Source organism: Rhodococcus rhodochrous (assembly GCF_014854695.1).
Taxonomy (GTDB): domain Bacteria; phylum Actinomycetota; class Actinomycetes; order Mycobacteriales; family Mycobacteriaceae; genus Rhodococcus.
Genome location: NZ_CP027557.1, coordinates 4,272,532 through 4,284,447, shown reverse-complemented (window position 1 = coordinate 4,284,447; position 11,916 = coordinate 4,272,532). Strand labels below are relative to the sequence as shown.

At 66.0% G+C, this 11,916-nt stretch carries 10 protein-coding genes and 1 pseudogene; 10 read left to right on the top strand and 1 reads right to left on the bottom strand.

Annotated features, from left to right (window positions below; all coding sequences use genetic code 11):
- Positions 1-225 precede the first annotated feature (225 nt).
- The 3 genes from C6Y44_RS19780 to C6Y44_RS19770 all read left to right on the top strand — a co-directional run bounded on the left by C6Y44_RS19780 (position 226) and on the right by C6Y44_RS19770 (position 3,509).
- Positions 226-876 (top strand): SipW-dependent-type signal peptide-containing protein, encoded by a 651-nt coding sequence (locus C6Y44_RS19780; protein ID WP_159417665.1) that lies wholly within the window; start codon positions 226-228, stop codon positions 874-876.
- 81 nt (positions 877-957) lie between these two features.
- A complete protein-coding gene (locus C6Y44_RS19775) occupies positions 958-1,506 on the top strand; it encodes a signal peptidase I (protein WP_254072934.1) in 549 nt (182 codons plus the stop codon).
- The gene (locus C6Y44_RS19770; RefSeq protein ID WP_159417666.1) at positions 1,503-3,509 is read left to right on the top strand and encodes a hypothetical protein; all 2,007 of its coding nucleotides are present in this window, start codon (positions 1,503-1,505) and stop codon (positions 3,507-3,509) included. The genes C6Y44_RS19775 and C6Y44_RS19770 overlap by 4 nt, the downstream gene beginning before the upstream one ends.
- Positions 3,510-3,513: 4 nt before the next feature.
- Here C6Y44_RS19770 and C6Y44_RS19765 read toward each other — a convergent pair whose 3' ends face one another.
- Positions 3,514-4,287, bottom strand: coding sequence for a sulfite exporter TauE/SafE family protein (locus C6Y44_RS19765; RefSeq protein WP_159417667.1), 774 nt, complete (start codon positions 4,285-4,287; stop codon positions 3,514-3,516).
- 17 nt (positions 4,288-4,304) lie between these two features.
- Between C6Y44_RS19765 and C6Y44_RS19760 the strand changes: the two genes are divergently transcribed.
- The 7 genes and pseudogenes from C6Y44_RS19760 to C6Y44_RS19730 all read left to right on the top strand — a co-directional run bounded on the left by C6Y44_RS19760 (position 4,305) and on the right by C6Y44_RS19730 (position 11,893).
- Positions 4,305-4,502 (top strand): hypothetical protein, encoded by a 198-nt coding sequence (locus tag C6Y44_RS19760; RefSeq protein ID WP_192378515.1) that lies wholly within the window; start codon positions 4,305-4,307, stop codon positions 4,500-4,502.
- Positions 4,454-5,182, top strand: a pseudogene (locus C6Y44_RS19755) (DUF1684 domain-containing protein); the annotation flags it as partial. The gene C6Y44_RS19760 and the pseudogene C6Y44_RS19755, both read left to right, overlap by 49 nt.
- Positions 5,179-6,318, top strand: a complete 1,140-nt coding sequence (locus C6Y44_RS19750) for an LLM class flavin-dependent oxidoreductase (RefSeq protein WP_159417668.1) — start codon at positions 5,179-5,181, stop codon at positions 6,316-6,318. The pseudogene C6Y44_RS19755 and the gene C6Y44_RS19750, both read left to right, overlap by 4 nt.
- 155 nt (positions 6,319-6,473) lie before the next feature.
- Positions 6,474-7,334: a DUF559 domain-containing protein gene (locus C6Y44_RS19745; RefSeq protein ID WP_159417669.1), complete on the top strand. Its 861-nt coding sequence runs from the start codon at positions 6,474-6,476 to the stop codon at positions 7,332-7,334.
- Positions 7,335-7,460: 126 nt separating this feature from the next.
- Positions 7,461-8,474 (top strand): glucose-6-phosphate dehydrogenase (coenzyme-F420), encoded by a 1,014-nt coding sequence (gene fgd / locus C6Y44_RS19740; protein WP_159417670.1) that lies wholly within the window; start codon positions 7,461-7,463, stop codon positions 8,472-8,474.
- Positions 8,475-8,597: 123 nt separating this feature from the next.
- Positions 8,598-10,682, top strand: a complete 2,085-nt coding sequence (gene pta, locus C6Y44_RS19735; protein WP_159417671.1) for a phosphate acetyltransferase — start codon at positions 8,598-8,600, stop codon at positions 10,680-10,682.
- On the top strand, positions 10,679-11,893 hold the full coding sequence (locus C6Y44_RS19730; protein ID WP_159417672.1) for an acetate/propionate family kinase: 1,215 nt from the start codon (positions 10,679-10,681) through the stop codon (positions 11,891-11,893). Before pta ends, C6Y44_RS19730 begins: the two co-directional genes overlap by 4 nt.
- Positions 11,894-11,916 lie beyond the last annotated feature (23 nt).

Below are 11,916 nucleotides of genomic sequence, written 5' to 3'. Positions count from 1 at the left end.
TGATCCGAATCACACAGCTTGAAATCCCCTACTTGTCAGTAACATACTTCCGGGTAAGTCCGATGCAACGGGCGGAAAACAAACCAGCAATAACCCGCAGAACCCCACTCGATCGAAATTCGATATTCGGTCGTGCGGTAGCCCCATGCCTGATTCGGGAAGGGTCGAGGGGCCGGGGCGACAAGCGACACGAGTGGGCACGCAGATTGCCCAGAGGAGTGAGTCATGACGATCGACAACGCCGACAACAAGGCACAGAAGCGTCGCAAGGTTCGTGCGATCCTGGCCTCCGGCCTCGTTCTCGGCGTGGGTGCGGCAGTGACCCTCGCTACGTGGAACGACTCGGTGTGGGGTAACGCAGAGTTCGGCACGGGTGCCAATACGTGGAACGTGCAGGGTGACTTCGGCGGTGGCTTCAACGAGTACATCGAGAATCCCGGTGGGTCGATGATCTTCACGCCCGGATTCGACAACCTGGCTCCGGGGCAGACCGTCGCATCCGTGGTGGGGCTGAGGGAGACCGGAAGCAACCTCGACGCAATCGTGTCTCTGCAGAGGGCGACCGATCCGGCCGGTGCAGCCGACGGCGTCTCCAAGAGCAACCTCGACGAGACGCTCCTGTTGAAGGTCACCGATATGGGGGCGACCAAGGGGGCATGCACGGACACGCAGCAGACCGGTGCCGTGCTCACCTCCGCCGGCGCGACCGTCTCGAACGGAACCTTCGCAAATCTGACCGTACCGAAGGGCACGGAGCGGTGGCTCTGCTTCGCCGTGACCCTTCCGAACAACCTCAATCCCAGCACTCTGAGCAAGAGCGTCTCGGCGGCATGGGAATTCCAGGCTGTCAGCGCTGAGCCTGTGGCCACCCCGTAGTCCCTATCTGCGCCCCGCGTCGCCCGGCGGCCTGTCGGGCGACACATACCCCTGGAAGCTTCGAGGAAGAGTGGTCAACTCGTGGTGCACACATTGCCGAAAAAGAATGGATCTCGCCGATCCCTCGGTTCGCGGATCGAGAATTCGCTTCTCAATCTGCTCGCCGCAGGAGGAGTGTTGTGCATCGGCCTGGTGATCGCCGCGTTCTTCTTCAACATCTCGTTGATCCTGTTCAAGACCGGTTCGATGTCACCGACCATTCCGCAGGGCTCGATGTCGGTAGTGCAGCGCATCTCGGCCGACGAGATCCGAGTGGGTGATGTCGTCACAGTCGATCGCGAAGAGGGCGAGCTCCCCGTCACTCACCGGGTGATCGCTGTATACCCTCAACGCCCCGGTGAAGCGCTCATCGAGATGCAGGGTGACGCCAACCCCAATCCTGATCCGGGCCCCTACCGTGTGACCGAGGTACGGAAGGTGCTGTGGTCGCTGCCCGGCGCGGCGTCGGTGATCGTCTGGTTCTCGGATCCCCTGATTCTCGGCGGGCTGACCCTGGGTGCGGCGGCCCTGGTTCTGTGGGCTTTCTGGCCGCGACGGGACGAGTTCGACGAGGAGAAAGACCGAGAATGACGAACTCCCAGAGGCTTCGACTTCTTATGGTTGTGGTGGGCATGCTGTCCGTCGTGTCCGTCACGCTGTTCAACAACGGGTTCGTCGGTCCGACCCTGGCTTCGTGGAACGATCGTGTGCTCAGCAGCATACGTTTCGGTCTCGGGGACGGTGCTCTCGTTCCCCAGGGCTATGCGCGTGCCCAGACGGCTTCCGTGTCCGGTCTGTATCCGAGGGACTATGCGGCAGGGGAACTCGCTACCCGAACCGTTACAAAGGATCTGAGCAATAGAGGGACAGAACAGCTGTCCCTGTCGAATCTTCCTTTCAACCGTTCGGGTACGGTCCTGCCGGAGTTGTGGATCGGCAACGGTCTTTCCGGGCCTCCGGTTCGTGGATGCGCTTCCTATGGTGCCTATCCGGATCGTTCTTGTGCAGGCGTGTCTGACGGAACTCTTCTCGGCGAGGCTCGAGCCGGTGCTACAGATGTCCGTCTAGGGAGTTGGCAGGGTAATGCGGATAACCGCTTGTTCATTTCATCCGTCGACACGAGTGTCACATGTCGCGCCGGCAACCCGTACGGACTCAACGCGGCGGCACCCTCGGTGTCCGGTCTGAGTATTGCGAACCGGAGCATCGGTCCCGGGCACGATGCCTATCCACCGGCTTCGGGTAGGAAGGATTTCGACGTTCGTCTTTTACTGAGTGACATCCGTTTGCGCGGTACGTGGGAAGTCACCGCATCCACGAACGCGACCCGGGCTGTGTCCTCGATTCGTCTCACCCTCTCGGAATATTTGTCATCCTTGAGCAGCACTCCTGTCTGGACGGTGTCGCTGAATCTGGCACACTCCGAATGCGGTGTCGGAACGAATACACCGACCGTCTCACCGTGGTCCACACTCTCTGCCCTTCGCACGTTGCTGATGCCGATCGAGGCTCCTCCCTCCACGGACGGCTGCGCGACGGAACCGGTGGAGGAAGCTGCGCCCCGAGACCACGAACTCGATCCCGAAGTCGAGGAACCGGCCGGCGAGTTCCAGGCCGAACTCGGTGATCGAGAGAATGAACCGGTGTGCACCCTGACACCGATCGAATCCTTGATCGATGAGGGCATCGTCGGCGAGGCGGATCTTCTGCCCGAAACGGAGGCGACCGACAGGATCCATACGGACGGCGACGACCGCGCCACCGACGCCGACGACTCGCAGTCCGTGACTCCCGATGCCGCGAAATCGACGGATTCATCGGCCTCCGAGGTTGAGGGTTCCGCGTCCGAACCGACCGAGGGGCCGGAAGTCGGGGATGCAGCACCTCCCGCCGAGGAAGTCGTGTCCTTGGATGGCGACAAGTCGCCCATCGCATCCGATGCCACCGGAGTACGGAATGACAGCGACCAACCAGATGACACCGAGTCGTCCGGCGCACCTGTCTCGAAGCCATCTGTCCCCATTGTGAATCCTCCGGTCGAGGAAACGGCGATCCCGACCCCTGTATCGTCCGGACCGACCTCGCCTATGATGGTCCGGCAGTATTCGGAGTTCCCGATCGTCACTCCGGGGGGCGCGCATCTCGCCACCGTCACCATCAAGGACGTCACTCACACCGCTGGATGCGGAGTCGCAGTGCGTCTGCAGGTCACGGTCTCGGGCGACCTCGAGAACCCTCTGTCCGGCCTGCGCTCTCGCGACTTCCGGGAGGTCCTCGCCGACGGGGGAACCGCACCCGTCACCTCCGCAGGTAGTGAGTGCGACACCGGTGCGTCGTTGCCGTCGACCTTCGAACCGGGTGAGACGTATTCGGGATGGGTCGAATTCGGCGTCGCCAACGGTGGTACGTCCGTGATGCTGCGCCCGAGTGGAACCGCGGGGTGGATCTTCGACCTTCCTGCGATGCAGTCCGCTGCGACTTCGGTGGCCCCCGTGGCGCCGAGCACGGCTGTCACGGAGCCGGACGCAACCGAGGAAGAAGTGGTGGTCACAATGCCGGAGACGACCCAGGCCGAATCGGCCTCCGGCGAATAGCCCGTCAGGCGAGCAGTCGGTACAGGCCGATCAACCCGACCACGACGATCACCGCACGCAGCGCCACCGGCGACAGGCGTCGGCCGTAGTGGGAGCCGAGATAGCCACCGATCAAAGAGCCCACGGCGATCAGTGCGGCCACGGTCCAGTCGATCCGGTCGAACGCCACCAGGATGTACGCGCATGCGGCCACGACGTTCACGACCAGCGACAGGAGGTTCTTCGCCGCGTTCTGTCGCTGGATGTGGTCGTGCAGCAACGCTCCGAACAGGCCCATGAGCAGAATGCCCTGTGCCGCCGTGAAGTAGCCGCCGTAGATGCCGACGGCGAAGGTGCCGACGACGAGCAGTGTCATCCGCACCGGTCCGAGCCGGCCGTCCGCGTCGCCTCCCGTCCTGCGCGCCACCCAGGCTTGGATCTTCGGCTGGAACACGACGAGGGTGAGGGCGAGGAGGAGCAGGATCGGCACGACCGTCTCGAAGACGGTCTCCGGTAGGTGGAGCAGAAGCCACGCTCCGACCAGTGCCCCGCAGAACGACGCGGGGATCTGCCATCGCAACCGTTCCCATTGCCCGCGCAGTTCGCGCCGATACCCCCAGGTGCCCGACACGCCTCCCGCGACGAGGCCGATCGCGTTGGACATCGTCGCGGTCACCGGGGGTACACCGAACGCGACGAGCGTCGGGAAGGTGATGAGGGTGCCGGATCCGACGAGGGAGTTGATCGCTCCGGCGCCGAGCCCGGCCAATGCGACGAGGAAGAGTTCGAGCGGGGTCACCGAGGCGAGTCTACGGCGTGCCGAAACCGACCTTGTTGTCGATGTCGGGGCACCACGTCGACAACTACGTCGGTCTCGACGAGGGCCGGTATTTCCGCCACGGTGAGAGAAAGCCTGTCCGCGACGCGCCGCACTCCGTAGCTCGAGCCGCGACCATCCAGAGCGGTGGCATGCCGAGCGCAACGACGGCCTGCGGCAGCCGCTCGGCTGGCTGAGCCTGACCGCGCTGCACTGGCTCGACGAGACTCCCACCTCCTTCGACGAAGCGCCGGGCCCGTGGCACGTCGACGGCGAATCGGTGTTCCACGAATTCGACGGGGAGACAACCACCTACGAGCCGGTCGAGGGGGCGCCCGGTCTCGAAGCGGAGTTCGATCGCGGCTTCGTCGAGATCATCAAGCGCACCGGACGATTCGGGATCCGTATCCACGATCGCACGGCACCGGCGCTCGCGTCGTTCACCGGCGTCCCGGCCTACGAACCCGACCCGTCCTGGGTACTGACCGGCCGTTTCGAAGCATTCGACGAACAGCAGGTCGTGACGACGGGCGCAGTCGTCGACGGGCTCGAACACCACCACCCGGCGGCGGGTGCGATCCGGTTCGAATACGACGGTGCCGAACACGAACTCGTCACCTTCGGGGAAGCCGGTGGTCCGCTGCGGATCCTGTTCACCGACGCGACGAGCGGGGTGACGACCTATCCGGCCGCACGGATCCTGCAGGTCGAGGCGACGGCCGAGGACGGGACCGTCACGCTCGACTTCACCCGCGCCGCGAACCTGCCGTGCGCGTTCACCGACGCGGCGACATGCCCGATCGCTCCGCCGCAGAACCGCCTTCCGTTCGCCGTCGAAGCCGGTGAACGCACTCCGCGTGTCGGGGAGTCGTCGTGAACGCGGTGAATCCGGTCCCGCTGTCCGTGCTGGACCTCTCGCCGGTCAGCGAGGGATCCTCGGTGCCGGAGGCACTGCGCAACACCCTCGACCTGGCGCGCCACGTCGAAGCGTGGGGATACAAAAGGTACTGGGTCGCCGAGCACCACTTCGTCGCCGTCGCGTCGTCGGCACCCGACGTGCTCATCGGCGCGATCGCCGCCGCGACCCGCACCATCCGTGTCGGTGCCGCCGCGGTTCAGCTCGGACACAACACAGCGATCGGCGTCGTCGAATCCTTCGGCACCCTCGACGCCCTGTACCCAGGGCGCATCGATCTCGGTCTCGGCAGGTCGGGGCAGCGACGAGCGGAAGCATTGGCGGGGGCGGCTCCCGAACCCGCTCCGCGGGCGACGGAGATCCGCGACGGACTGATCATCCCGCCGCCGTTCTCGCCGGCGAAGCTGCTGTCGTCGTCCCGGTTGGCCGCGAGCTTCGGCATCCTGCAGCAACCCGGTGCGCAGTCGCCGGACTTCGCGCAGCAGGTCGAGGACATCCTCGCCTTCCTGGACGGCACCTACACAGCACCGGACGGAACGGAGCTGCATGCCAGTCCGGGAGAAGGCGCCGATCTCGAACTGTGGGTGTTCGGTTCGAGTGCCGGACCCTCGGCGGAACTCGCGGGTCGCCTGGGGTTGCCGTTCGGCGCGAACTACCACGTCAGCCCGGGCACGACCGTCGAAGCGGTCGAGGCGTACCGGGCGGCGTTCCGTCCGTCGTCGATCCTGAGGAAGCCCTACGTGGTGGTCTCGGCCGACGCGGTGGTCGCCGACGACGACGCCACCGCACGCGAACTGGCGTCGACCTACGGGCACTGGACGCACAGCATCCGCTCGGGCCAGGGCGCGATCCCGTACCCGAACCCGGACACCACCCCGCCTCTGGCCGACGAGGAACGGGCCCTCGTCGACGACCGCATCGTCACCCAGTTCGTGGGGTCGCCGAGTACGGTGGCGGAGCGACTCGACACCCTCCGCCGAGTGACGGACGCCGACGAACTCGTCGTCACCTCGGTCACCCACGGCCACGAGGACCGCCTGCGTTCCTATGAATTCCTGGCCCGCGAATGGGGATTGGCGCGGGTCCGCGCCGCGTGATCGTTCGTCGAGACCGGTGTTGTTGTCGATAACTCGCGAGAAATCGACAACAACACCGGTCTCGTTTCGGGGCGCCTGGGGATAACGTCGAAAGTTCTCCACAGACGGCGGATTCGGGGTACCGGAGGGACCGGAGACCGGGCACGCTCGCGCTCATGGTCGACTTCCACGAACCGTTCGCCGGCACCGATGCGCTGGCGGCCGGATCGGTGACGCGGTACCGACTTCGGCACCACTTCGTGAAGCTGCATCGCAATGTGTACGTTGCTCCGGGAGTCGAAGCGACCGCACTTCTACGCGCGAAGGCAGCCTGGCTGTGGGCGGGAGGTAGAGGGGTACTGGCCGGACCGTCCGCAGCCGCCGTGCACGGGACGCGCTGGCTCGACGCGTCGTTGCCCGCGGAGATCGTGCGGCCCGGGAAGCTGCACTCGACGCCGGGCATCAGCGTTCGCAGCGTCGACGACATCGAATCCTGCGTCGTCGGCGGAATGACGGTGACGACACCGGCCCGAACGGCCTTCGACCTCGCGCGCGGTGCAGACCTCGATCGGTGCGTCGAAATGGTGGACGCACTCTGCAATGCGACCGGAACGAAGGTCCACGAGATCGAAGCGGTGGTCGCTCGGAACAAGGGCGCTAGGCACCTCGCGTCCGTCCGGAAGGTTCTCGAACTCGTCGACGGAGGTGCCGCGTCACCACCGGAGACGCACACGCGGTTGCTGATCGTCCGATCCGGTCTGCCCGTGCCGGAGACGCAGATCGAGATCTACGACGGTGGGCGGTTCGTGGCACGCGCGGACATGGGCTGGAAGCAGTGGAGGGTCCTCGTCGAGTACGACGGCGCGCAGCACTGGACCGATCGGGTGCAGCGCACCATCGATATCGACCGTTACGCGCTGCTGTCGGAGCTGGGCTGGACCGTGGTGCGTGTCGGCGCCGACCTGCTGTACCGACGACCCCAGGTCCTCGTCGAAAGGGTGCGACGCGCGTTGCACCGCGCCGGTGCCCTCGGGTGACTCGTCGAGACCGGTGTTGTGCGCGATTTTTCCGTGAGTTTCGAACACAACGTCGGTCTCGACCGACGACGAGCGTCCGGTGGGCATACTCGGGGACATCGGAAACGCGAACGGTCGGAGGAATCTGTGGCTCAGAGTTTGAAGTTGGGGTACAAGGCGTCGGCGGAGCAGTTCGGCCCGCGCGAGCTGGTGGAGTTGGGTGTGCTCGCCGAGGCGCACGGGATGGATTCGGCGACGGTGTCGGATCATTTCCAGCCGTGGCGGCACAACGGTGGGCATGCGCCGTTCTCGTTGGCGTGGATGACCGCCGTCGGCGAGCGCACCGAACGCCTGCAGCTGGGCACGAGCGTGCTCACGCCGACGTTCCGGTACAACCCGGCGGTGATCGCGCAGGCCTTCGCGACGATGGGGTGTCTGTATCCGGGGCGGATCTTCCTCGGTGTCGGCACCGGTGAGGCGCTCAACGAGATCGCCACCGGTTATGCGGGCCAGTGGCCGGAGTTCAAGGAACGCTTCGCCCGTCTTCGGGAGTCGGTGCGGTTGATGCGCGAGTTGTGGCGCGGGGACCGGGTGGATTTCGAGGGCGAGTACTACACGACGAAGGGGGCGTCGATCTACGACGTGCCCGAGGACGGTATTCCGGTCTATGTCGCCGCCGGTGGCCCGGTCGTGGCCCGCTATGCCGGACGCGCCGGGGACGGGTTCATCTGCACCTCGGGTAAGGGCATGGAGCTCTACACCGACAAACTCCTGCCGGCCGTGGCGGAGGGTGCCGGGAAGGCGGAGCGGGATGTGGCGCAGATCGACAAGATGATCGAGATCAAGATCTCGTACGACACCGATCCGGGCAAGGCGTTGGAGAACACCCGGTTCTGGGCACCGTTGTCGCTGACGCCGGAGCAGAAGCATTCCATCGACGATCCGATGGAGATGGAGGCGGCGGCGGATGCGTTGCCGATCGAGCAGGTCGCCAAGCGGTGGATCGTGGCGTCGGATCCGGACGAGGCGGTCGAGCAGGTCAAGGCGTATGTCGATGCGGGGTTGAATCATCTGGTGTTCCACGCGCCGGGTCATGATCAGAAGCGGTTCCTGGAACTGTTCGAGCGCGACCTCGCGCCGAGGCTGCGCGCACTCGGTTGATACCGACCTCGAATGGTGCCGCCTCTCTCCACGGAGGAGCGGCACCGTGTTCGTGTCGCCGGTTTTCGGGCCACGTGTGCGGGGACACCGGACCGAGCAAAGTTTGCGGTTAGGGTGGAATCCATGAGTGCTGCTGCAGGGTCCGTCTCGAGCATCTACATCGCAGCTCCGGAAGGGGACACCGGGAAATCGACCGTCGCCCTGGGGGTGCTGCAGACGCTGTGCGCATCCACCGCCCGCGTCGGTGTCTTCCGGCCCATCGCGCGCTCCGACAGCGACATCGACTACATCCTCGAACTGTTGCTCGAACACACCACCGTCGACCTCGCCTACGAGGACTGCATCGGCGTCACCTACGACGACGTCCACGACGACCCGGACACCGCGCTCAGCGACATCGTCGGCAAGTACCACGCGGTGGCCGACCGCTGCGACGCCGTCGTCATCGTCGGCAGCGACTACACCGAGATCGCCAACCCCAGCGAGTTGTCGTACAACGCCCGCATCGCGGCGAACCTCGACGCCCCGGTGCTGCTCGTCCTGCGCGGTTCCCGCCGCACGCCCGCCGAGATCGCCCAGCTCGCCGGGGTGTGTGCGAACGAGCTCGCGGGGCAGCACGCGCATCTCGGTGCGGTCGTGGTGAACCGCTGCGACCCCGACGCACTCGACGAGATCGCACAGGCACTCGGCGACCGCACCGAACCGGTGTGGACCCTCCCGGAGGTACCCGCGCTGGTCGCGCCGACGATGGCCGAGCTGCAGACCGCGATCGGAGGCGAGCTCTACAGCGGCGACCCCGACCTGCTGCAGCGGGAAGCGCTGCGGATCATGGTCGGTGGCATGACCGCCGAACGGATTCTGGAGCGCCTCACCGACGGCATCGTCGTGATCGCTCCCGCCGACCGCTCCGATGTCATCCTCGCACTGGTCAACGCCAATGCCGCCGAAGGGTTCCCGACGCTCGCCGGCATCATCATGAACGGCGGTCTGCTGCCGCATCCGATGATCGCGGAGCTCGTTGCGGCTCTGAAACCGTCGCTGCCGATCCTCACCACCGACCTCGGCACCTTCGATACAGCCTCGGCCGCCGACCGCACCCGCGGCCGCATGGCCCTCGGTGCGCAGCGCAAGATCGACACGGCTCTCGCGCTCATGGAACGGCACGTCGACGCGCACTCCCTGCTCGACCGGCTGCGACTGCCGCGACCGTCCGTGACCACCCCGCAGATGTTCGAATACCAGCTCATCGACCGGGCGCGGGCCCAGCAGCGCCACATCGTGCTGCCCGAGGGCGAGGACGATCGCGTCCTCAGAGCTGCCGGGCGTGTGCTCCAGCGCGGCATCGCGAAGCTCACGATCCTCGGCGACGAGGCAGCCGTCCGCCAGCGGGCGTCGGAACTCGGGGTGGACCTGTCGGAAGCGCAGATCCTCGACCCGCGCACCTCCGAGCACGCCGACCGTTTCGCGGAGGAGTACGCGCGGCTGCGTGCCCACAAGGGCATGACCGTCGATCGTGCACGCGAGATCATGCGCGACATCTCGTATTTCGGTACGATGATGGTGCATCTGGGCCTGGCCGACGGCATGGTGTCGGGCGCGGCGCACACCACCGCTCACACGATCCGTCCCGCCCTCGAGATCATCAAGACCGAACCGGGTGTCTCCACGGTGTCGAGCATCTTCCTGATGTGCCTCGCCGACCGCGTGCTCGCCTACGGTGACTGCGCCGTCGTCCCCGACCCGACCGCAGATCAGCTCGCCGACATCGCGATCTCGTCCGCCGCGACCGCCGCCCGGTTCGGTATCGATCCCCGGGTCGCGATGCTGTCGTACTCCACCGGCGAATCCGGTTCGGGCGCCGACGTCGACAAGGTCCGCTCGGCCACGACGTTCGTGCGGGAGCGGCGAGCCGACCTGCTCGTGGAGGGGCCGATCCAGTACGACGCGGCGATCGAACCGACGGTCGCGAGCGCGAAGCTCCCCGACTCCGACGTCGCCGGTCGCGCCACGGTGTTCATCTTCCCGGACCTGAACACCGGCAACAACACCTACAAGGCCGTGCAGCGCAGCGCCGGTGCCGTCGCCGTCGGGCCGGTCCTGCAGGGCCTGAACAAGCCGGTCAACGACCTCTCGCGAGGCGCCCTGATCCAGGACATCGTCAACACCATCGCCATCACCGCGATCCAGGCGCAGGAGGAAGACGCGTGAGCAGCCCGAACCCGGCCACCGCAGGCACCGTACTGGTCCTCAACTCCGGATCGTCGTCGATCAAGTTCCAGCTGATCGAGCCGGCGAGCGGAAAGTCCCTGGCGCACGGACTGATCGAGCGGATCGGGGAGCCGGAGGGCCGGATCGTCTTCCACCACACGACGGGTGTGGACGAACGCAACGACGCCATCGCCGACCACCGGACGGGTCTGCGTGCGGTGCTCGAGATGCTCGAAGGGCTGGGCCGTCCGCTGCACGAGGTGGGCATCGTCGCCGTCGGACACCGACTCGTGCACGGCGGCAAGGTCTTCTACGAACCCACCCTGATCGACGACGATGTGGTCCGCGCTGTCGACGAACTGTCGATTCTTGCGCCCCTCCACAATCCGGCGAACGTCGTAGGAATGGAGGTCGCGCGGGAGGAACTTCCCGACATCCCCCACGTGGGTGTCTTCGACACCGCCTTCTTCCACGGTCTTCCGCCGCACGCGGCGACCTACGCGATCGACCGCGACATCGCGCACAAGCACGACATCCGGCGGTACGGATTCCACGGTACTTCACACGAATACGTGTCGGGGCGTGCCGCGGAGTTCCTCGGACGCGACATCGCGGACCTGAATCTGGTTGTGCTCCATCTGGGTAACGGTGCGTCGGCGTCGGCGGTCGCAGGTGGGAGCCCGATCGACACCTCGATGGGACTGACTCCGCTCGAGGGTCTCGTCATGGGCACGCGCAGCGGAGACATCGATCCGGGTGTCGTCATGCACCTCAGCCGGGCGGCCGGGTTGAAGGTCGACGCCATCGACGACCTGCTCAACCGGCATTCGGGCCTGAAGGGGTTGTCGGGTGTCAACGACTTCCGGGCCCTGCTGAAGCTCGTCGGCGAGGGCGACGAGGACGCGCGACTCGCGTACGAGGTCTACGTGCATCGCATCCGGAAGTACGTGGGCGCCTACACCTTCGAACTCGGCGGCGTCGACGCGATCGTGTTCACCGGTGGGGTGGGGGAGAACAACGTCGACGTCCGGCGCGACAGCCTCTCCGGCCTCGACCGGCTCGGCATCGTCGTCGACGACGCGCGCAACACTGCCGACGACGACGGGGAACGCCGGATCTCGGCCGACTCGTCGCAGGTGGAGGTGCTCGTGATCCCCACGAACGAGGAACTCGCCATCGCCCGCGCGGCCGTGCAGTTCGCCCGGCGCTGACTTCTGATCAGGTCAAACTACAC

What these genes read in the sequence shown, in the direction of transcription:
- C6Y44_RS19770 (WP_159417666.1), top strand. Translation starts at nt 1,503, where the DNA reads ATGACGAACTCCCAGAGGCTTCGACTTCTTATGGTTGTGGTGGGCATG.
- C6Y44_RS19780 (WP_159417665.1), top strand. Translation starts at nt 226, where the DNA reads ATGACGATCGACAACGCCGACAACAAGGCACAGAAGCGTCGCAAGGTT.
- pta (WP_159417671.1), top strand. Translation starts at nt 8,598, where the DNA reads ATGAGTGCTGCTGCAGGGTCCGTCTCGAGCATCTACATCGCAGCTCCG.
- C6Y44_RS19745 (WP_159417669.1), top strand. Translation starts at nt 6,474, where the DNA reads ATGGTCGACTTCCACGAACCGTTCGCCGGCACCGATGCGCTGGCGGCC.